Source organism: Bremerella alba (genome assembly GCF_013618625.1).
Taxonomy (GTDB): Bacteria; Planctomycetota; Planctomycetia; order Pirellulales; family Pirellulaceae; genus Bremerella; species Bremerella alba.
Map to the genome: position 1 here is coordinate 244664 of NZ_JABRWO010000009.1, position 20695 is coordinate 265358.

Consider the following 20695-nt stretch of genomic DNA (forward strand, 5'->3'; position numbering starts at 1 on the left):
AGAACTACTTAAAGGGGGAAGCAATGTCTCGGTGTGGTCTTCATACAACTCAGATCTTTATGGCACTTGAACGACATTGCCGTCATCGCGATCGGCGAGGTTTTTGCCAACATCGATATCCAAGGTCTCAGGCAAAAAGCGAACCGAAGCATCCGATAAGATTGCCAGCGCGCCGCCGGGATGGGCCGATTGAATTGGGGTATTACATGCATAGCTCTTCGCCCAGTTTCCACCAATGATTTTCGTGCCGATGCCCTGGCGAACCGTCGTGATGTTCCAGCATCGATCATCCGTTCCCCACGAGTCGTCGGTGCCGGTAGGGCGTGCCGAGATCTTAGCTCCCATGTACCAGCCGCTTTCCGGATTACCACGCCCGTCATAGCTTTTGTTGGTGCCGTCAGTCGTAAATCCGGACTGCTCGGAGATGCAGATGGTGTTGGAGGTTCCGTCGGTAATGTCGCGGAAACTTGTACCGACGAAGTTGCGGAAAACGCCCCCATCAGAAACCGAACTGCTGTTGTATGCCGCGAAGTCGGTGGTGATGTGGTTATCGCTGCCGGCAATCAAGATATAGTCAGGCTGCTGCACTTGGACTTGATCGCCTGAGGGACCGGTCGCCAGAAAACGGGGCAGGGGACTCGAGGGGCACCAGTAGCCGTCAATCGCGATGTCCTTAATAACATTCCGCAGAGGGCCGGAGCCACCGGAACCTAGCCAGAACGTCATTTGATAATTATTGGACGCCGTACGAATCTGATCCAAGAACGCATCTTGTTCGATATAGGGTAACAGGCATACCCAGGCCGTTGGCCCATGCGCGCCCAGGTTTCCGTTTCCGGCAATGGACGAGGGGGGAAACGTGCTGTGCGTATCGTGATAATTGTGCAGCGATAAGCCAAGCTGCTTCAGGTTGTTACTGCAGCTCATGCGACGGGCCGCTTCACGTGCTTGTTGAACGGCTGGCAGAAGCAAAGCAATCAGCACGCCAATAATCGCAATCACCACGAGCAATTCGACCAGCGTGAAGCCACGTTTCCGCATTTTGATACTACCTAGTACGGGATCAAGTTAAGAATCGATATCGTTCTGTATTTTCTTAGTTTAGATTCAATTGTCACATCGACAATGGCTTAAGTGTGCTTAAAGGGTATTTGTCTCCCGAAAAATGGTGTATATGGGTATGTTGTCCTCGGTGTATGCCTCTTGGGGGTTGGTGCCAGAACCTCTTGAGATGGGTTCTTGGTCCGGAAGAGCAAGCTAAGACACCCTGTCTAACTTCCATCATCCCTACCGATGGCTTCATCCAGGATCGAAACGCTGGCAAGCGGCGGATGCAGCCAAGGGGCAAAGACCTTTGTCAGCAGCGGCATGACTACCCACGCTAAGGTCACGGTGACGAAGATCGTCGTGACCGCTGTCGCCACGACGCTATGTAGGCTGCTCAGAGCCGGAGGCAGAACATTTCCCCAGAATAAGACCGACGGAAAAACGCCGAGCCAGGTGACAATCGCCATTTTCCAGCGAGGGGGGCTTAGCTTGGGATCGCTAAAGAAGGCTTCTAAGCCGTGCAACTTGCGGCGAGTTGCCTCTTCGACCACCAGCGGCTTGGTCAACTCATGGAAGTTGCGAAAGCGTGCCGATTGATAAAACGCGTCACATGATGCCTGATTTTCGAAGGATCTTAGAATGCCGTATTCACAACCATGAGCACCTGGCGCGGGAGCCAGAAGGAGCACACCGGCCGTGCCTGGTTCGTGCAGCGATTCTCGGGCAAACTCGCGCAGCGCGGCGTCATACTCGGCCTCCTTACCAGGTTTGGCTTGGTGAGTAATCGCGACATGAACCTGACTCATGTGGGCCTCGTGGGTGCTTCTAATTCGATCAGAGATACCGATTTTTAAAGAACGCTATTGAGACACGTTACGCTTGGTCTGGTTCGCAAGCAAGGGAGGGCCCTTGTAAGACGTAGCCTTTAGCGGTGGTAAGGCGAGCGGTGATTTCTCGCTTTGTTTCGGGAAACTTTGTTTTCCCCGCAACCCAGCGGCTATCTCGGCGATAACGCATTAATACGCAGGGCAATTCTAATCGTGAAGGATTCAGGTTATGTGGAAGATAAGTGCGTCGGTGGGAAGTTACGAAAGTGGTGCCGTCAACAAAGCCACGGACGTGACTACGGTTCAGAAGATGCTGACCGAAATTGCTAAGAAAGCATCCAACCCGCTCTTCGATCCCAAGGGCATCGACGGAAAAATTGCTCGGGTGGGTGCTTCCTCAGGGACGGTCAAAGCGATCAACAACTTTCAGATGAAACGCGTTGGCATGGCCCGGGCCGATGGGCGGATCGACGTGGGCGGCAAAACCTGGAAAACAATGACTTCCATGATTGGGGCCGTTGCTCCTCCTGCCGCCAGGCCCGTTCCGGTCGGCGGCATGGTTACCCTTACCGTTCAGCACGGTGGAAAGATGCCTACCAATACGAAACGCCAGGGAGACGAGGCGGCGACGTACAACGGTATGTACGAGTCGGTCTTTACGCTCACCGGTGGTGGCATAAACGGTACGTTCCGAGGATCTATTTGGCCAGATAATATGACGGTCAAGGGACGAGTCGTTGATGGTACCTATCCCCTGCACATTGGTTTTCACAAAGGGGGAAATGCCGCCAAGCAAGAAGCGGATAAGTTGGTCATGCGGCGAGATGGCATTCGTCCTGGGCTTTTGGTTAACATGCGAAAGCCCGTGAACGTGCAGAGCGACAATCCCGGTAAGGTAACGTCTGTGGGGATCAATGTGCACAATGGCTTCGTCAATAATCGTATGTCCGACGGTTGTTTAACGATCCAGCCGTCTGACTGGCCTCGCTTCATCCAGCTCTTTCTGGATGGGTTTCCCGACATCAACGATTGGCACGCGATGTATACCAACACCGGCAAGAAGATTGGCCAGTTGGTTATCAAGACGTAGTCTTCGGGCACAAACAAGAAATGAAAACGGGCCAGTCGCTGCGTTGCGACTGGCCCGTTTCGTTTGGATTCTGCTTGGGAGAAATCAATCCCACGCGCGCACCGATCAATTCAGTCGAACTCTGCGTCCGTTGGCGTAGATCATCGTTTTCATTTCTTCCGGCTCCAAGCCCCTAGTAGAAACCTGAGTCGTGCCGAAACCACGTCCATATTTCGGATCGAGGATGCGGGAAGGTATCTTGCTGCGGGTAAAGAAATTTACGTCTTCCTTCTGACGATTCACGCTCTCTTGTATCGATTCATCTCCGTTAACGAACCCAGGGCGGCCGGTGGTGGATCGATCGAGCCAAATGGGAATGTCTCCGATCTTCATTTCAATTTTGGATTCGATCGGTGTATACGTGACACTTTCCGAGCCGAACCTTCCCATGACCTGCAGAAGCTCAGTCCTGGACTGTCCTCGCGTGATGTCGGCATACATGACGGCATCGTAATCCTCTGCATTGAGTTCCCAGCCATTCTCGCGGATCTTCTTCACCAATGCGTTGTAAACGGTGGGGCTGTGCTGATCGCCACACCGGACTTCTAGGCGAATCTTGCTGCCGGGTTCGATGACCACCAGATCATTCCGATTCACGCCGACAATCTTATCTTGCACATTTGGGCCTGGCAGCTTCACATTGCCTACGGCCAGGCCACCTTTATTTCCGCCGTTTCCGAGCTCTGCACCATACACCAGGTGACCATTGAGGACGCCCATCTTCTGACGACCTTCCGATTCTCTCACGGCCGAGACGGCACGTTCGAGGTAGTAATTCCAGATAGCAATGTCCGAGTCCAATTCATACAGGATCATCTCAAAAAGGTTTTTGATCATGATCATGTCATCGTTGACCCAATACATCTGTTCAGCCATCGAGCCGCCGATGGACTCGACCGGATGAACCACCGGGTCTGCACTCGGATCGGTTAAGTTCCAAATTGTGAGCGTGGTTTCTTCCAGGGTCGCCAGTTTCGTACCATCTTCACTCGAGGTTGCCAGCTTGATCGGGTTCTCGGTCATCAACTTGGTGATTGTTGTTCCGGTTGTCGCATCGAAAATACGGACACTCTGATTCTCGACCAGGAAGCCATATTGGGACGTCCCGCTAAGCGTGGGAGGTGTCGCCCAGTTGTTATCTTGGAAGACGCGGTATGCGACCGATTTGTTGGCGACATCCCAGCCGACATACTCCTTGTTGTCAAAGCGGTGCAGAACCAGGTCGCCGTTGATCAAGCGTGCCCATGGGTCGTCGTTGTAGCCATCTTCCGGATAGGCTTCCCAGCTGACGACCGGCGTTACCGAGGTGTCGGTCGGTAAGACTTCCCAAATGGAAAGAACGCATCGGCGACGACCGAAGCGGCCACCAACCGGCTTGTAGCGATACGTCAACAAGCGGTGCGATGCGGGGTGGTAGTCCAGAACCATTTCGCCGTCGGGTAAGGCTTGCTCTTGCGTGATCTTCTTTTCCTTCAGCGAGACCCAGGCGATGCGCGAGCGATTGACCTCGTCCGGCTTTGTCGGGTCAACCGGATATTCCGCCGATACGAGCACCAGCCCGTCTGGCCCGCCAATAGGTTGAATGAGACCGAATTGTTCCTCTTCGTAATGCTTTCCAAAACCAACGCCACCGACAGGAATCACCATGTACGAAGGGAGCGGATCGGGCAGAATCGCGATACGGTCTTCCGCGTAACCGACACTGCCGATCGCGTTGAGGTTCTCGTTGTCTGTTCCCTCGAAGCGGATGGGGGGAATCGGGTCAGGAGCCGGCGTGGCACGGATGCCCACCTCGGCTTTCAGGCGATCGATATAACGCTGATCGGCGTCCCCTAGCTTGGCAATCGGGACTTCGATCTCAGACATGTCTTCGCGTCGTAGGAGAATCTTATCGCCCACGATCCCCAGCGGGGCCGCCATGATCTTGAACGTACCGCTCGCATCGGTCCAGGTCCGAGCTATCCCGATCGCACCGACTTCGTAAGCAAAGCGAACGGCCTTGGGCTGGTACACTTCGCGATGAAGACCACCAGCGAACGCGGTTTCAACGAGTAGCTCGCCGCGACGATTGATGTCGACGACGGTGCCGTTTTTCCACTCATTTCTCCAATCGCTAACCTGGACCACGTCGCCGACTTTGAATTTACCAGCGTCGACAACCAGTGGAACTAAAAGTAACAAGAGGGGGACGAAAAGCCATGCCCGAAATTTACGATCGTAATTCATCAGATTCACCGTGCCCTAGGCGCTTAGGATGTATAAAAATTGCCAAGAGGTTGTCGTGGGTGGGGAAAGGCGCGCGGGATCGCCTACGGATGGTCCAACCGATTGCCATTGCGTTGCATATTAGGCTGTCGGGGGGTAGATAGCCATGCCGTGCTTTTCATTATGGCAACGATGATGTCGCGTGTCAGCCGGAATTTTGCCGAATTGATTAAACTCAAACAAAACGCTTGTGGATTCCTAGAGATTCGACGAATCATCACGAAAAAAGGATCCGGCAGAACCGGATCCTTTTCGCTTTTTGGGCAAATCTTAAGCGGTACTTAACTAGGCATTTGACTGCTTAGGCCGCCGGCGGCTGGCACATAGCATAGCTTGGTGTAGTCGGCCACCATGCGGTGGGCGCTGAACCGCCAAGCCGATGTGCTGATGCTATACATCATGCGTTTGATCCAGTCTTGCGGCAGACCGTCGACGTCGCGATCGTAGTACAGCGGAATGACTTCGTTTTCGAGCACCCGGTACAGGTCTTCCGCGTCGCGGGCATCCTGCTTGGCCACGTCGGTATGCGTGCGGCCGGTGCCGATGGCGAACCCGTTTCGGCCGTCGTAGGCTTCTGCCCACCAACCGTCAAGGATCGAGCAGTTCAATCCGCCGTTGAGAACGACCTTCTGCCCCGAGGTGCCCGAGGCTTCCAGCGGCTGACGGGGATTGTTTAACCAGACGTCCACACCTTGGATCAAGTGACGACAGACATTGATGTCGTAGTCTTCGATAAACACAATCTTGTCACGGAACTGAGGATCGTGACGTAGGTTGTGGATCTTTTTGATCTTGGCCTTACCGGGTTCATCTTTCGGGTGAGCTTTACCGCTGAAGATAAACTGCACAGGGCGTTTCGGATCGCTCATCATTTCGACCAGACGATCGACGTCGGTCATGAGCAAGTCTGCTCGCTTGTAGGTGGCAAAGCGACGTGCGAATCCGATCGTCAAAACGTTTGGATCCAGCACGGTTCGTGCACGTTCCACGACGTCATCGCTTTCTCCGCGACGACGGCATTGGCGAGAGATACGACGACGAACGAACTGCAGAAGCAGGTTCTTCAGGGTGGCGTGCGTTTCCCATAGTTCGCCGGGGTCAACTTCGTGAATATACTGCCATACGTCCGACTCACCCATGCGTAGATACCAACCGCTAGGGAAGTGGCGATCGTAAAGCTGCAGCATCTGCCAGGCGATCCAAGACGGGATATGCACACCGTTGGTAATGTGGCCGATCGGAATTTCTTCCTCGACACGCCACGGCCACAAGTGAGCCCACATGCTGCGCGAAACGTGACCGTGAAGCTGGCTCACGGCGTTGGCCCGACGCGAAGCCTTGAGCCCCAGCACGGTCATGCAAAACGTTTCATTTTGATTGTTCGTATCGACACGACCCATGCCCATCAATTGTTCGTGTGAGATGCCGAGTGCTTCTCGTAGATGGCCCAGGTGTTCTTCAATCAGACCGGCATCGAAGCGGTCGTGACCGGCTGGAACCGGTGTATGGGTCGTAAAGACGGTACGCTTGGCAACTTCACGATGCGCGTTGTCAAAGCTCATGCCGTCTTCGTGCATGTGATCGCGAATGGCTTCCAGCGTGGCGAAGGCGCTGTGACCTTCGTTCAGGTGATACACGCCAGGGGTAATTCCCAAAGCTTTCAGGGCTTTGATGCCACCCACGCCGAGCACCATTTCCTGGCGGATACGTGTGCGCTCGTCACCACCGTACAGGCGGCTGGTCAGTTCTCGATCTTCGGGGTTGTTGCCTTCCACATCGCAGTCCAGCAAAAACAGAGGCACGCGGCCAACGTTCATCTGCCAGACCTTGGCTAGGAGGTCACCGTCTTTCATGTTGATGGTAACGGCGATGTGCTTGCCGTCGGGATCGGTCGCTGGCTTCATCGGAAGATTCTCGACCTTCGTGTCGAGATATTCTTCTTCCTGGTAGCCTTCGTCGTTGAGCTGCTGCTTGAAGTAGCCTTGATCATAAAACAGACCAATCGCCACCAAGGGCACGCCCAGACCGCTGGCACTCTTGATATGGTCGCCCGACAAGACGCCCAGACCACCCGAGTAAATCTGAATCGATTCGTGGATGCCGAACTCTGCCGAGAAGTAAGCAACCGGCTTACCTCCGAGCACGCCCGCATTGTTATCGGCCCATGGGGTGCTGCTTCCCATGTATTCTTTCAGCCGACGATAGGCATGATTAATACGGCTATAAAGCACCATTTCCGCAACGCGTGTTTCCAGACGCTCTGGCGTGAACTCGCGGAGCAGAGCGATCGGATTGTGGTCTAACTGTCGCCAACGGATAGGGTCGAGATCGCGGAACAGATTGAATACGTCTGGCTGCCAAGTCCACCAAAGATTATTGGCCAACGACATGCACTTTTCGAACAGCTTATCGGCCGATAGTTCGACGGGTGCTGTCGCGTTGTCGTCTTCGGATCTTGTCATTTCAGCCTGGCTCATCGCAGTTACCTTAACTGGTTTGAAGATACAAGGGCTTCTGAGTCTATGCACACTGGCAATGTAGCGAGTTGACTTCCGACACGCGACCCCTGCAAGCGAATGCAGGGGCGGGTTTATGCGAGGAAATTCGTGCCAGCATTTCATGCATCTCGATTCGTTTCCCACAATCCTTTCGCAGCTTGCCAACTTGACGCAGCTTACGGATGAAAGGTGTCCTTAAGGAGGCTAACTATTGAGGGTGAGTTGCGCGGAAGACTTCGCTTGCCACCTGCGTGGTCTCTGGGAATGATGGTTTGAATGAGATAGAACAGCTTGCAGATAAAGCAAACCAAGTGCCAACATGCCAGCGGTGCTGGCACCCAGACCCTTTGATAGGGATGACGATGTCCAGTAAAGAAATCATCACGCCCGATTCCACCAACCTTGCGGCACTATGCGCGCAGCTAAGCGAAAAGGCCAATTCTTTGCAGACCGCCCAAGATTGGCCGGCCCAGCAGCTACAAAATTGTGCAGACCATGGGGTATTTCGTTGGTTCATCGCCCAAGAGCAGGGCGGGCTCGGCTGGTCGGGCGATGATGTCGTGCGAGGTTATCTCGAACTTTCGGCCGCATGCCTGACCACCACTTTTGTAATCACGCAGCGCACCGGCGCATGCCGGCGGATTGCCTCAAGCAAAAACGAGGCCCTGAAGCAATCTCTTCTGCCAGACTTGCTGTCTGGCCGCACATTCGCCACGGTAGGAATTTCGCATCTAACCACCAGTCGGCAGCACCTAAAAAAACCGGCCTTGTTGGCGACGGAAGTCGACGGCGGCTACAAGCTCGATGGATATAGCCCTTGGGTGACCGGGGCGAAAGCATCCGATACGCTCGTGATTGGTGCGAGTCTTGAAGATAGACGGCAAATGCTAATGGCGGTGCCTGCTAAAGAGAACGGCATTGAAGCAGGGCCCCCGGCCGAACTGGTTGGATTGTCTGCCAGTCAAACGGGACCAGTGACTTTCAAAGGCACGTTTTGCCCCCACGAGTGGATCTTGGATGGCCCGCGCGAAGATGTGATGAAGAAAGGCAAAGGAGCCAATACCGGTGGTCTGGAAACTTCGACCCTCGCTGTAGGCCTATCCACGGCGGCGTATCGTTTTCTCGTCGCTCAGCGTGAGAAACGGAGCGAGTTCGTCCAGCCGACCGAGCACTTCGAGGCGGAACTGGAAGCCCTAAAGAGCGATCTGTTGGCCGCAGCCGCCGGAGAGCCTCAATGCGATCCAATGCAAATCCGCTCGCGTGCCAACAGTCTCGTCTTGCGGATCACCCAGGCCGCGCTCAGTTCGGCCAAGGGGGCCGGGTATCTACAAAGCCATGATGTTGGTCGTTGGTGTCGTGAGGCGTTGTTCTTCCTGGTGTGGAGCTGCCCGAGCAACGTCCTGTCCGCGAACCTCTGCGAACTTGCTAGAATCGAAGGATAGCCCCTCTGAACTCACCGCAACTGCGTAAGAGCACACCATGCCTGAAAATGTTGACATCACCTGGCACGATCACCACGTTTCCCGAACCGATCGGGAGAAGCTCAATGGACATAAAGGTGGTGTGGTTTGGTTCACCGGGCTCAGCGGCAGCGGCAAGAGCACCGTTGCCAACGCAGTCGACGCCAAGCTCCATCAGATGGGGATCCACACCTATCTGCTTGATGGCGATAACGTTCGCCATGGGCTCAATGCGAGTCCGAAGATTCTCGAAGAAAGCCATTCGCCCGAGTTCGCTCAGCGATTCGGATTAGGCTTCGGGGCCCAAGACCGGGCAGAAAATATTCGACGGATCGGTGCCGTGGCGGATCTCTTCTGCCAGGCAGGCGTATTGGTGCTGACAGCCTTCGTGAGTCCCTATCGGGCCGATCGAGATGCCGTACGACAAATTGTCGAATCGAGCGGAAGTGCCGGCGACTTTATCGAGGTGTTCGTCGATACGCCGCTAGCGGTGTGCGAACAACGTGATCCCAAAGGCTTGTATAAGAAAGCTCGTGCAGGCGAAATCAAAGGCTTCACCGGCATCGACGATCCTTACGAGGCCCCTGCTAAACCGGAAGTTCACTTGCCAGGCGGAGATGCCACACCCGATCGACTCGCCGATCAGGTCATCACGCAACTTCGAAAGCTGGGCAAACTGCCTCAGGATTAGCTTGACCATTTTGTGATCAGGTTCTACAACTAATGGGGTGCATCGCTACTCAGAGGAACACCTGACGCGACGGATTTTGCCGTAGTGATGCCCACGTTTGCTTCTCTCGCACACCCATCTAGGCCTGCCCGAAAGTGCCGTTTTTTCGTGGTCATGGCCACCCTGAGGATTTACGGATGATCAGTTCCTCGATGAAAGATATTCGCTCACGCGTTGCCACGGCGCTCGCGGCCAGCAGTAATCCACGGCTCCGTTTTATTCAGGTCGAACTCGACGAAGAACGCGAGAACACCGTTTGTCTTAGTGGGCGGGTAACCTCGTTCTATCAAAAGCAACTCGCCCAAGAACTAGTTCGTTCAATCGACAGCGACGTCGAGGTCCGCAACGACCTGCGCGTGGAAGATACGGTCTAGTAACCGGCGGAGCGTCTGGAGAACTGCGAACGACTAAGCCGCTCGGGCTTGATCTGCTTGCCAATCTAGTTGTTGCTGCGCAGACAGCAGAACGTCGTTCACGGCCAAGTCTCGCATGCAACGATGATGCATAAGAGGGCATTCACGTTGTGCGCACGGGGCACAGTCGATACCTGCCGAGAGGATCAACTCGTGGGGATTGTAGTTCTCGGCCCAGCGTGGATCGGTCGGACCAAAGATGGCAACCGCCGGCACTCCGAATGCCGCCGCGAAATGACGCGGCCCGGAATCGGTGGTGATCATCAGCGAGGCCTTGTTAATCACGGCCTTGCTCAGGCCAATACTGGGGTTCTCTTGGGCCAGGCTACGAACGAATGGGTGCTTCACTTCCCGTTCAATCTGGGCGACGGTCTCGCGTTCGCTTGGGCCACAAATCAATAGCACTGCATTGCGAGGGTCTTCGACCAGCCGTCGCGCCAGTGCCGCATAGTAATCGGCCGGCCAGTGCTTCGCCCCGCCGTAGGCTCCGCCAGTGTTAAATACGATTACACGTCGTTTGAAGAAGCGAAACTGTTGCCATAGGGCCTGGGCTTGCAAGTCGTCTGCGTCGGTGAAGCCCAGTTCACAGTGACGCGAGTGGACTTCGTAGCCGGCCAGTTCAGCCAGCGAAAGGTAGTAATCGACGGCGGAAACAGGGATCCGCTCGCCATTCTCACTCGGTGGATCCAAGGCCTTGGTTAAGAGAGGCCCGCGGCCATATCGACGGTAACCGATTCGTTGTTTGACCCCACCCAGGTAGGCGAGTCCTGCCGAGCTGATCGAGTTCGGTAGCAAAATGGCTTGATCGAAACGCTGTTGGCGAACCTGCGTCACAACGTTCAGAAAACGCTGACTAGGCTCTTTCGCCTTCTTGCTCCACAACATCACGTCGTCAAGGAAACTGGTGCCGGCCAGTACATCTTGCACATAGGGACGCATGATTCCGACCAGGCGATCACCCGTGTTCAGGCCATCGCGTATGGCTCGTAGGGTCGGCGTGGCCATGACCACGTCGCCGATCCAGTTCGGTAAGACGACCGCAATGTTTCGTGTGCCAGCCATGGCCCCACTCCTTGCAAACAAACTAGGCAGCCGTGCGGCGAATCGTTTCGTTGGCCGCGACCTTTTGAATGATGTCGGTCGTCGAAAAACCGCCCACGATATCGATCAGGCGAATCTCTCCGCCATATTCCTGCAAGATGTCGTACCCAGGGATTTCTTCCGGGACGTAGTGCCCACCCTTGACCAAAATGTCTGGTCGGATCGCTTTGATTAAGTCGTACGGTGTGTCCTCGCCGAAGACCACCACGTAATCCACGCAGGAAAGCGCGGCCAGCATGGAAGATCGTTCGGTCTCGCTGATTACCGGCCGGGTCGGGCCTTTCAGCTTCGAGACGCTGTCGTCGCTGTTGAGCCCAACAATTAGGACTTCACCCATGTTCGACGATTCGGTCAGGTTAGACACGTGTCCGAAGTGCAGCAGATCGAAACAGCCGTTGGTGAACACGATCTTCTCGCCACGACGACGATGTTCTTCGGCGATCGCCGCAATCTGCTGATGGGTGACAATCTTCTTCTGGCCTGGCAATAAATCGGTGCGAAGTTCGGCTTCGATCTCGGCCAAGGGAATCACCGCGACGCCTGACTTCTCGACTTCCAGTCCGGCAGCCACATTGGCCAGGCGAACGGAATTCTCTCGATCTAAGCCACTGCCCAGGCAAGCACCTAGCATGGCCAGAACCATATCGCCGGCTCCGGTAATGTCGTACACGCTTCGGGCCTGCGTGGGGAAGTGGCTGGAAGTACCGTCGCGGCTGACCAGGGCCATGCCGTCGCGATCGAGCGTAACGATCACGTCTTGCAGGTCCAGCTGTTGGCACAGTTGGCTTCCGGCGACCGACGCATCGGCAACGGTCTTCAGCGAAACGCCACTGGCCAATTCGGTTTCGATCCGGTTTGCTTTCAAGAGCGTGGCACCCCGGTAGCGCTCGTAGTCGTGCCCCCGCATCGGGTCGACCAGCGTCGGAATGTTGTGCTGTTGGGCAAGTTCGATAACAAGCTTGAGCAGTTTCGGCGTGCAGACTCCTTTGGCGTAGTCCGAAATCAGGATGACATCGAAGTCTTCAATTTGATTCTCGATGCCGGCGTATATCTTTTCGACCAGCCACTCGCCGATGGCATCGGTCTTTTCGTGATCGACACGTAGAATTTGGCTTGGATGTCGCGACCCGGCTCGACCAACGAAGCGTTCTTTAAGCGTGGTCGGACGCGACGCATCGCAGGCAATCAGACGCGTATCGATACCAGACTGTTGGGCGAGTTCCACCATCTGGGTGCCTGACTCATCTCGGCCGTGGACGCCAGCTGCGACCACGTGGCAATCGAGGCCGCGCAGCATGTTGCAGACGTTGGCCGCTCCGCCTAGGCGCAATTCCTGGTCATCGGCATGCAGCACAATAACAGGCGATTCCTGGCTGATTCGCTGAGCGTTGCCGTAGGTGTAGCGGTCGAGGATCATGTCCCCCAAGACCAGAACCTTGGCAGAATGCATCGACTTAAACGCTTGCAAGAGCGGGGGGAGGCTCACGGCTCGTCTTCCTTGACGTGGCTTTGTATCGGAAAACCCAGGCCAACTCCGATCCGTGGACAGCCCAGGCAAGGTTTATCGGGCCTTGGTTATACCCAGAATGGAGACCTGGGCAAATAGAGAACCTATCCGTGTTGCTTTGGGCAGCAACGGAAGGTCCGCCTGCGGTTGGCCCAGAGATTCATCTCTGGGGGGCCATAGTCCACAAGCGGCTAGTGTTCCCGGCCGAAACAAAAATGGTTGCCCGCTATTCTCGATCAACCAGCCTAGCTGCTAGCACCTAGGATCACTTCCACTTGATTCACCACCAGACGACAACTTACGGCCGCCATTTTGAAGTTCGTGTGATCCGAGATCTCCGGTTGTATTTCTTCGAACAGATCACACGCTTTGCGAAGCTTACTGAATTTCTTCTTCGCTTGCTTCATGTAGGCTGCGGAGTCGTTCGCTTGCACGGCTGGTCCCAGGGCCAGCATGTAGTCGTACAAGGTCCGGGCTACTTGCTGAAGTTCTTCGTCCTCCTCCGTTTCCTCGGCGTGCTTGAGGAACGTACGGACCATCCACAGATGGGCCATCTGCAAGTCGATGGCCTCCATCTGGGACTCAGGCGAAAGAGGCATGTTACTCATCGATTTCCGTAATCTTCCAGGTTACTTGTTCTCTGATTCCTTCTTGCCGGTCAGTGTTTCCATCACACTGGGTCGCGCATCAGGCTCGGTTTGGGCTACCTTCTCGGCAGGCTCTTTCGCATGGGCTGCTTTGGTCGGCGGAGCACCCTTGGGGGCAAACAGCAGCACGGTGACTGCACCGGCGACAACCATGATGATCCCGGCATAGAAAATCGGGCCGGCCTGGCTCCAGAGGTTTTTGGTAACCAGCGAGATAATCGTCGTGACGATCGGAGCGAAGCCAAACACCAACGGCATCACGACCCACGGCTTCCCCCCATTGGTCAGGGCGACAATCAAGCCGAACGCACCAAAGGTACCGCACGTACCGGCGATAAAGCTCCACGAAATTCCACTAAAGGTCCAGTCGGAAGTTAACTTGCCTTGGGCAATCAAGATCGCGGAAGGAATGATCACCGCGACGACCAGGTAGGCCAGACCAACACAGATCAGTGGTTTGATCCGATCGTTGCCCAGGTGATGTTGACCTTCATGAAGAATGGGTCCGTAGCTTCCCCAAGCCAATGCGGTTAGCGTGATTCCACAGATAACAAAAATAAAATGCATGGGAAGCGACTCCAGGTCGGGTCAGGGGAGAAAACAAAATAGTTGTTAGAACGACTTTTGCCCATTCTAACGATCGAAAGGACCGTTGACGAGGTCCAACTACCAAGCGTGCGACATTCCGTAGCCCACGCGAATGGGGCAAGGGGGCAGGTATGCAGGCAATCGCTATCAATTCCCGCGAAGGGCTGGAACGATGTTACCTTTCAAAGCCGAACCAACGGCCAGACTGCTGCTGACAATACCGACAACCAGGATCACACCTAACATGACCCCCAGCGAAGCGAACGGAACCGACGCATTGCCAAACACCATGTGCGGCACGACTGTGATCAACGCCGAGATCACGCCGGTGGCCAGCCCGCCCAGCAGCAAAAGCATCGTCTCGCGCATCACCAGCGAATAAAGTCGACCATCGGAAAACCCAGCTGCCCGCAGCAAGGCCAACTCAGACCGACGCTCCAGAATGGTGCGCAGCTGTACGGCTGCCAGGCCAAACGTTCCTAGCAGCAGACCAAGTGCCCCGAGACTTTGAAACGTCGATAGGTACGTATTCTGCACCGCCAACAGGCTGGTCAAGATTTTCTCGGCAGACGTGATGTCGAAGCCTTGGTCGGCAAGGCGTGTCTCTAGGATGTCGCGGGTTGCTTCCGCTTGTCCTTGGGGAGTGCGAATGAGGAACATCTCGTAGCCACTTACGTCAGGGTACCGCTTTAGAAAATTGGTTTCGCCAATTAAGAGATTGCCCTGGAAGATACTGTTAGAAAGCAGCGCCGCGACAACGTAGCGGGTCTCGCGGCCATCATCGTCGATGGTCGTGAACTCTTCGCCAACGCCGCCATACAAGTGCAACGCGTACATCGCCGTGTTCTTATCGAGCGCGACCGGAATGGGCTGGTTGATGCCATCCGCTTTCTTTTCCAAAACATGCCACGGCGACTCGGTCTTGTCCTTTTCACTGGTCGCTGCGGAAGCGGCCCACTCGAAGTGCGTGACATCCGACTGAGCGAAATACTGCATCATGCTCGGCGTCACGCCTAACACGCGAGGGCTACTCGATTGATAAAGATTTAAACAGCTGGCGTCGTCCCCCGGCTGAACCCGCAGAGAGAGTATCGTGGCTTCTGCCAGTTGTTGTTCTTCTTCGGCGCTGAAGCCCATTTCCAGGCGGCCTGCTTCGGTGTTCAAATCGTGATACAGCGGTTGCGAACTCTCGGCGATCAAGTTCATCCCGCCAGAGCCAGTGTCGCTGGGGGAAAGTCGAAATGCCCCGATCGCCACGATCAGAAATGCGGCCGACGCGATCAAGCCGATCGTCAGCGTGCTACGTCCCGGGTTGCGTGCGGCATTGCTAAGGGCCAGCTGACCCAGCGAGAACGAACCTTCACTGCCTGAACCGCCGCTATTTCGAAGCAGATGCCACAGCAGCATCAGGCAGGCCGTCAGCACCAAAGCCCCGGAGCCGAAGAACGCCCCGGCCTGGGCTTCACCTCCAAGGCCGGCGGCTAAAAACGACAGCCCCACCGCGCCTACTCCGCAAGCGATTCCGGTAAACAGCCCCCAACGGCTGCGTTTGCCGAAGGTGGTTTGCGTGTCGGTGGTTGAGCCCTGGAGCAGGCCTCGCACCGAAAGCTTATTCAAGCCTCGCATGCCGAAGTAAATCGTCAACAGACACACGAGCGAACCGCTGATGAGCCCGATCAACAGGCTGCTGGGATTATCCAAGTGCAGATAAAGAAACGGAGTGACAACGGCACCCAGCCACCAAGTTCTTAAACCCACAAGCATAAGCCAGGCGTATCCAATGCCGATGATCACGCCGGCGATGCTACCGACCAACGCAATCAGGCAGGCCTCGCGCATCAACAGGCCTTGGGTGAGATTGCGATTGAGCCCTACGGCTTGCAACAGGCCAATCTGTTGGCTTCGCTGCTCGAGCCCCAGGCGAAACAGCAGCGACACCAGCATCAACGCCGAAGCGATAATGAACATCGAGAAGCCCATGAACAGCACGTTGAACGGCGTCGTGCCGGCTGCCGCCCGCAGGGCATCTTGGCGAACGGTCAATAAGCGAAAGCCAAGCCCGGTGCGGTGCGGGGCCAAGGCATCTTCAATCTTGGTTTGCAAGTCATGTTCGTCGGTGTACTTCGCACCTGGGAAGCGGAAGGAAGTCACCTTGCCGAAGCGGCTTCCCCAGATCTCTTGCCCGGTTGCCAGCGAGATAAACGCTTTGGGCGTCGTGCGGTAGTTGTCCCAGTATTCTTCGTCGTCGCCATCGATACGGGAGTTGTCGTACGGAAAGGGTGGGTCCCAGTCGTCGATCGAATCTTGGTCGGTAATCCCCTGCACGACCGGGGTGTAATCGGGATCGTTGGCGGTCGTTGGGGCTTGGTCGAATACCGCAGGTCGACGTCGGCGGAAAGGTTCCTCTGGCTCGGTCAGCGGTGTGATGGCGGCCAGGCGAAACGTCCGGCCTGTTTCTTTGGCCACCCCATGCGAGCTCTCTGGCTCGAAGTATTTCAGATAGATCGTGTCCCCCGCTTTCAGCTGCGATTGTTCGGAAGCCTCTTCGTCGCTTAGGTCGGGGTTTTGCTGTTTGAGCTTCTTCGCTTGCGCTTTGGCCAGGTGCTCGGCAGTCCATGCGTTGAGGACAATCTCGTCGCTGCCGAGCTTCTCGATCGGCTGACCGTCGAGGCCAGCCAGTGGGTAGTCGAGCCCAGCCAGCTGCAGGGCCGTAACCGTCGAGTAGGGGACGGACGTATTGTCTTCCCCTTCCGGCAAATCACCCACGCCAATCGAGGTGGCCAGGTAGGTGAACGTGGGGTGGGCATCGCCGGCAAAGGCCTTTTCGACAGCTTCTGCGGCCACGTTGCCGAAGATCATTCGGCTGCTGGTCAGTTGCCAATAGTCGTAGATCGTTTGCGGCTGGGCGTCTTCCGCTGAAAAGGATTGCTTGACTTGGTTCAGCTCGAAGTTGAAATCGTTCAGCGTCAAAAATAGCTTGCCGAGATCGAGCGTCTGTTCTTCGTCGTGGCTAATCAGAACGGCGTTGATTCGGTCGTTTTGCTCGAGCGCGTCTTGCAATGCGGCCTTGGAAGCGTATGCATTCATGGGCAACTGCTGCGTGGGATGCATGCCGAAACGACCGAGCCCTTCGGCCGGGATCACCGCTTTCACCGTCAGCCGCGGCAGGCTCTGGGTTTCAGCCGTCTTGCGGCCCAGCGGGCTATCGGCCGGCACATCATTGCCACCAGGAAGACGCAGCGTGACGAGGTCGCCTGCCTTCACGCCGAGCTCTTCAGCGAGCGGTTGGTTGAGGATGATCTCTTCTTCGCCAATTTCGGTCGGGCTCCAGCCGGGGACGTCGCCTAGCTTCCAGAAGGCCTCGTCAATGCCCAGCACGGCCAGGTTGCCGGCGACCTTAGTCGATTGGTCGGAACTGCTTCCCACTGTTTGCAGCGTCCCTTGCATGAGGACGATCGGGACGGTCGTAGTGTTATCGTTCTGCTGGGCAATCTGCTCGGCGACTTGAGGGCGAAAGAACCGATCGGCCAGCAATATTTCCTGGATCGAACCCAAACGCGACAAGGCCAGATCGCGCAGGCTTCCTCGCACCGAATCGCCGATGATAAGTGCACCGGTAAGCACCGCCGTCGCAGCGGCTACCCCCAGCAGCACTGCCAAATTGGTTTGCCAAAACTGCTGGGCACTTCGTAGGACCAAACGCCAACGATTCATAGTGAGACCTCTTAGGGCGTTACGATTGGGCTACCGGTTGCTGACCTTGCAGCTTGCCGTCGTCGAGTTGGTACTGCTGCTGGAAGATCGTGGCCAGCTCTTGGCTATGAGTGACGACGATCAAGATCGAGCGTTCTTCTTTTTGTAGTTCCAGCAGAAGATTGCCGATCGCCTCGGCGTTGGTCTTGTCGAGGTTGCCGGTCGGCTCGTCGGCTAGAAGCAGTTTGGGTTGATGGATCAAACTGCGAGCGACGGCAACGCGTTGCCGCTCACCGCCAGAGAGTTCCGCCGAGCGGTGTTCGATCCGCGGCGAGAGACCTACCCGTTGGATGAGCATCTTGGCACGCTCGATTTGCTCCGGCGTCGACTTGCCTGCGGCAAGGGTCGGCACTAGCACATTTTCCAGCACCGAGAGCTGCGGCAGCAGGTGATGATCTTGAAAGATGAAGCCGATGTTCTCGCTACGAAACTTGGCCAGGTCCACGTCACTGAGTGCGAAGGGATCTTGGCCGTCGAGGGTCACGCGGCCCGAGGTGGGGGACTCTAGCGTGCCGATACAGTAGAGCAGGGTGCTCTTGCCACAGCCACTGGGCCCCAGGATCGCTGCGCTTTCACCTTGGGAAAGGGACAGCGAAACGTCTTGCAGTACTTTCAAAGACTCGGCCCGGGTAGGGTACTCTTTGGCCAACTGCTCGATTACCAGATCTGCCATGATGGTTCATTCCAGGGTGAAGTCGTGGGGAACATGTAACAGGCCAAGGCTGCCTAGTCCGTAGAACGTATATTCTACGTCGGCCACCTCATCCCAGGCCGCCCCGAAGAAGCCGCCATTGTCTTGCTCGAGACCGCGTACGTATTTCAGGGCGTCGTCCTGCTCGATCTCGTGCAAGGCATTCAGATCGGTCAGGGTCAACATGCCGGTGAACGTGCTCAGTACATCGGCGATGGGTATCCGCGTGTTAGCGCGCAGCCCACCTTCATCGTTTTGCATCTCGACCAGAAAGTCGAGGGTTCCTTCGGTGATCTCTTCGGTCAGGCTATCAAGAATCCGCAGCGCGCCGATCGCTGCCGCCGTGGGATTGGTGCCGGCACGTTTGCTGGCTCGGATTTCGCGAAAGCCACCTTCTTCCGACTCTTGGGAAAGCAAAAACGTGACCATAGCCTCTGGCTGTGGGATCGGTTGTTCGATCAGCTGCAAGCAAAGCAGCACCAGAAACGTGTGATAGGTGCTGCTGGCCATCCCTTCGGGGCCCTTGGCATAGCCGCCATCTTTCCGCCGTAGCGAATGCAGCGTATCCGCGACACTTCGCCGCCAGTCGGACGAGGCATTCGCGAAGATATCGATGCCGGCCGCTGTCTCTAGCAGCTTTGCCCCATAGATCAGCGAAAGGAAATCCACCACGCCTTCGTGGCCGGTAAGCTTCGTTTGCAGAAACGTCGCAGATTGCTCGGCGACTTCTCCATGGAGCTCGCCCAATATGGCCAAGCTTCTCAGGCCGAAGCTGGTGTAATACAGATCGCTGGCCCCTTCGCGACCGGCAAAGCCTCCATCAGGCTGCCGCTTGGCCAGCAGGAACTGGGTATGACGCGAGCGTGTCGCTTCGTCCAGCTCACCAATACCGGCTGCCAGGCGAAGCGTAAGTTGTTCGTGGTACGAAAGCATGAAGCCGTGACTATCGCGAGGAGTTAAGTCTCTGGTCCCCTCTCCCTGGCAGGGAGAGGGTGAGGGTTTCCTGAACGACGCTAGTTTAACATCGCCCGGTGAAGTACTGCACCCATCGATCGCAACACGAACCACACATCAGCGCCGATGAGGGAGAGCCTACGTGGTGGCCGTCTGGTCGACGAAGGGAAGTAGTTTCTCTTTGAACCACTCAGGCGTATCCATACTCTTGGGAGGCAGCCCAGGGCGAACCTGGCAGCAGACGGCAGTGATGGTGCCATCGGCAAGGGGCAGCTCGTCGCGCTCGAAATGGAACTGGTAAGTCACGCTGCGCGAGCCGATCCGAGCAATGGATAGGGAAACATCGAGAACGTCTTCAAACTTGGCCGGTCCGCGGTAGTCGCAGTGGATCGATACCCGGGGCCAACTCATCGACGCGTCTTCCAACTGGTGGTGAACGCTGAGCCCCAGCGAACGCAGGAATTCGTGCTCGGCCTGTTCCATGTAAATCAGGAAGGCCGAAAAGTGGACGATACCGGCGGCATCCGTATCCCGGAATTCGACGCGGCGGGTCGTTTGAAAGGTTTGCGACATGGTGTTCTCCTGGTCCCATTGTTGGCACTTATGGCCGGTAATCAATACGAGGGAACCGGGGAAGCATGAGTTAAGGGTTCCGGTCGAGGTGCTCCAGAGATTTATCTCTGGAGCACCTCTCCAAGGATGAGTGCCCCAGGCACGCGTGCCAGCACAGCGCATGAAAAAAGCCCGCTCTCTTCTCGAAAGCAGGCTCTTGATATCTAAGCCGAAAGACGTTCCGGGGTGGGAACTAGTCTTTGACGTAAGCCAACAGGGCCATGAAGCGGGCGCGTTTGATGGCTTGCGTGACGGCGTGCTGGCTGACCGCGGTGCAGCCGCTCTTGCGACGACCGACGATCCGACCGTGACGATTGGTCAGCTTCTTGAGCAGCTCGACGTCCTTGTAGTCCACAAACATGGGACGCGGACGTTTGCCATCGACGAAAATCGGATCCTTTTTAGCTACTCGTGCTTTAGTCTTGGCACGCTTGCGGGCTTTGGTCTTATTGGCTGGTCTCATATTTCTCTTT

Annotated in this window: 17 protein-coding genes; 4 read left to right on the top strand and 13 right to left on the bottom strand. The window is 56.1% G+C overall.

Translation table 11 applies throughout. The features are described from left to right. Positions 1 to 57 precede the first annotated feature (57 nt). Positions 58 to 1041, bottom strand: a complete 984-nt coding sequence (locus HOV93_RS16620) for a DUF1559 domain-containing protein (RefSeq protein ID WP_207397652.1) — start codon at positions 1039 to 1041, stop codon at positions 58 to 60. Between the two features lie 230 nt (positions 1042 to 1271). Beyond that, entirely contained in the window at positions 1272 to 1853 is a 582-nt protein-coding gene (locus tag HOV93_RS16625; RefSeq protein WP_207397653.1) for an antibiotic biosynthesis monooxygenase, read from the bottom strand. Between the two features lie 250 nt (positions 1854 to 2103). On the opposite strand from HOV93_RS16625, the gene HOV93_RS16630 reads away from it, so the two are divergent. Continuing rightward, a complete protein-coding gene (locus HOV93_RS16630) occupies positions 2104 to 2964 on the top strand; it encodes a hypothetical protein (protein WP_207397654.1) in 861 nt (286 codons plus the stop codon). 105 nt (positions 2965 to 3069) lie between these two features. Here the strand turns inward: HOV93_RS16630 and HOV93_RS16635 are convergent, their stop codons facing one another. Then, the gene (locus tag HOV93_RS16635; RefSeq protein ID WP_207397655.1) at positions 3070 to 5229 is read right to left on the bottom strand and encodes an SHD1 domain-containing protein; all 2160 of its coding nucleotides are present in this window, start codon (positions 5227 to 5229) and stop codon (positions 3070 to 3072) included. A gap of 320 nt (positions 5230 to 5549) precedes the next feature. Continuing rightward, the gene (gene glgP, locus HOV93_RS16640) at positions 5550 to 7745 is read right to left on the bottom strand and encodes an alpha-glucan family phosphorylase (RefSeq protein WP_207397656.1); all 2196 of its coding nucleotides are present in this window, start codon (positions 7743 to 7745) and stop codon (positions 5550 to 5552) included. Positions 7746 to 8128: 383 nt separating this feature from the next. Between glgP and HOV93_RS16645 the strand changes: the two genes are divergently transcribed. From HOV93_RS16645 to HOV93_RS16655, 3 genes are all read left to right on the top strand, one after another. Beyond that, the gene (locus HOV93_RS16645) at positions 8129 to 9208 is read left to right on the top strand and encodes an acyl-CoA dehydrogenase family protein (RefSeq protein WP_207397657.1); all 1080 of its coding nucleotides are present in this window, start codon (positions 8129 to 8131) and stop codon (positions 9206 to 9208) included. 37 nt (positions 9209 to 9245) lie between these two features. Beyond that, positions 9246 to 9917, top strand: a complete 672-nt coding sequence (gene cysC / locus HOV93_RS16650) for an adenylyl-sulfate kinase (RefSeq protein ID WP_207397658.1) — start codon at positions 9246 to 9248, stop codon at positions 9915 to 9917. A gap of 176 nt (positions 9918 to 10093) precedes the next feature. Beyond that, positions 10094 to 10330 carry a BON domain-containing protein gene (locus HOV93_RS16655; protein WP_207397659.1) on the top strand — a complete coding sequence of 79 codons (237 nt, stop codon included), beginning with the start codon at positions 10094 to 10096 and terminating at the stop codon, positions 10328 to 10330. 33 nt (positions 10331 to 10363) lie between these two features. Here HOV93_RS16655 and waaF read toward each other — a convergent pair whose 3' ends face one another. The 9 genes from waaF to rpsR form a co-directional block, all read right to left on the bottom strand. After that, positions 10364 to 11431: a lipopolysaccharide heptosyltransferase II gene (gene waaF / locus HOV93_RS16660; protein WP_207397660.1), complete on the bottom strand. Its 1068-nt coding sequence runs from the start codon at positions 11429 to 11431 to the stop codon at positions 10364 to 10366. 22 nt (positions 11432 to 11453) lie between these two features. Then, positions 11454 to 12956 (bottom strand): D-glycero-beta-D-manno-heptose 1-phosphate adenylyltransferase, encoded by a 1503-nt coding sequence (rfaE2, locus tag HOV93_RS16665; RefSeq protein WP_315853425.1) that lies wholly within the window; start codon positions 12954 to 12956, stop codon positions 11454 to 11456. A gap of 266 nt (positions 12957 to 13222) precedes the next feature. Further along, positions 13223 to 13585, bottom strand: a complete 363-nt coding sequence (locus HOV93_RS16670) for an amidohydrolase (RefSeq protein ID WP_235990503.1) — start codon at positions 13583 to 13585, stop codon at positions 13223 to 13225. A gap of 21 nt (positions 13586 to 13606) precedes the next feature. Further along, positions 13607 to 14191, bottom strand: coding sequence for a hypothetical protein (locus HOV93_RS16675; protein WP_207397661.1), 585 nt, complete (start codon positions 14189 to 14191; stop codon positions 13607 to 13609). 168 nt (positions 14192 to 14359) lie between these two features. Beyond that, complete coding sequence (locus tag HOV93_RS16680; protein ID WP_207397662.1) at positions 14360 to 17926, bottom strand: ABC transporter permease; 3567 nt, start codon at positions 17924 to 17926, stop codon at positions 14360 to 14362. Positions 17927 to 17945: 19 nt separating this feature from the next. Continuing rightward, positions 17946 to 18638, bottom strand: a complete 693-nt coding sequence (locus HOV93_RS16685) for an ABC transporter ATP-binding protein (protein WP_207397663.1) — start codon at positions 18636 to 18638, stop codon at positions 17946 to 17948. A gap of 6 nt (positions 18639 to 18644) precedes the next feature. Further along, positions 18645 to 19589 carry a prenyltransferase/squalene oxidase repeat-containing protein gene (locus tag HOV93_RS16690; RefSeq protein ID WP_207397664.1) on the bottom strand — a complete coding sequence of 315 codons (945 nt, stop codon included), beginning with the start codon at positions 19587 to 19589 and terminating at the stop codon, positions 18645 to 18647. A gap of 159 nt (positions 19590 to 19748) precedes the next feature. Continuing rightward, on the bottom strand, positions 19749 to 20183 hold the full coding sequence (locus tag HOV93_RS16695) for an acyl-CoA thioesterase (RefSeq protein ID WP_207397665.1): 435 nt from the start codon (positions 20181 to 20183) through the stop codon (positions 19749 to 19751). A gap of 232 nt (positions 20184 to 20415) precedes the next feature. Continuing rightward, positions 20416 to 20685 (bottom strand): 30S ribosomal protein S18, encoded by a 270-nt coding sequence (gene rpsR, locus HOV93_RS25900; RefSeq protein WP_235990506.1) that lies wholly within the window; start codon positions 20683 to 20685, stop codon positions 20416 to 20418. Positions 20686 to 20695 lie beyond the last annotated feature (10 nt).

Coding starts and splice junctions, on each gene's coding strand:
- HOV93_RS16620 (WP_207397652.1), bottom strand. CDS start 1,041: ATGCGGAAACGTGGCTTCACGCTGGTCGAATTGCTCGTGGTGATTGCG.
- HOV93_RS16625 (WP_207397653.1), bottom strand. CDS start 1,853: ATGAGTCAGGTTCATGTCGCGATTACTCACCAAGCCAAACCTGGTAAG.
- HOV93_RS16630 (WP_207397654.1), top strand. CDS start 2,104: ATGTGGAAGATAAGTGCGTCGGTGGGAAGTTACGAAAGTGGTGCCGTC.
- HOV93_RS16635 (WP_207397655.1), bottom strand. CDS start 5,229: ATGAATTACGATCGTAAATTTCGGGCATGGCTTTTCGTCCCCCTCTTG.
- glgP (WP_207397656.1), bottom strand. CDS start 7,745: ATGAGCCAGGCTGAAATGACAAGATCCGAAGACGACAACGCGACAGCA.
- HOV93_RS16645 (WP_207397657.1), top strand. CDS start 8,129: ATGTCCAGTAAAGAAATCATCACGCCCGATTCCACCAACCTTGCGGCA.
- cysC (WP_207397658.1), top strand. CDS start 9,246: ATGCCTGAAAATGTTGACATCACCTGGCACGATCACCACGTTTCCCGA.
- HOV93_RS16655 (WP_207397659.1), top strand. CDS start 10,094: ATGATCAGTTCCTCGATGAAAGATATTCGCTCACGCGTTGCCACGGCG.
- waaF (WP_207397660.1), bottom strand. CDS start 11,431: ATGGCTGGCACACGAAACATTGCGGTCGTCTTACCGAACTGGATCGGC.
- HOV93_RS16670 (WP_235990503.1), bottom strand. CDS start 13,585: ATGAGTAACATGCCTCTTTCGCCTGAGTCCCAGATGGAGGCCATCGAC.
- HOV93_RS16675 (WP_207397661.1), bottom strand. CDS start 14,191: ATGCATTTTATTTTTGTTATCTGTGGAATCACGCTAACCGCATTGGCT.
- HOV93_RS16680 (WP_207397662.1), bottom strand. CDS start 17,926: ATGAATCGTTGGCGTTTGGTCCTACGAAGTGCCCAGCAGTTTTGGCAA.
- HOV93_RS16685 (WP_207397663.1), bottom strand. CDS start 18,638: ATGGCAGATCTGGTAATCGAGCAGTTGGCCAAAGAGTACCCTACCCGG.
- HOV93_RS16690 (WP_207397664.1), bottom strand. CDS start 19,589: ATGCTTTCGTACCACGAACAACTTACGCTTCGCCTGGCAGCCGGTATT.
- HOV93_RS16695 (WP_207397665.1), bottom strand. CDS start 20,183: ATGTCGCAAACCTTTCAAACGACCCGCCGCGTCGAATTCCGGGATACG.
- rpsR (WP_235990506.1), bottom strand. CDS start 20,685: ATGAGACCAGCCAATAAGACCAAAGCCCGCAAGCGTGCCAAGACTAAA.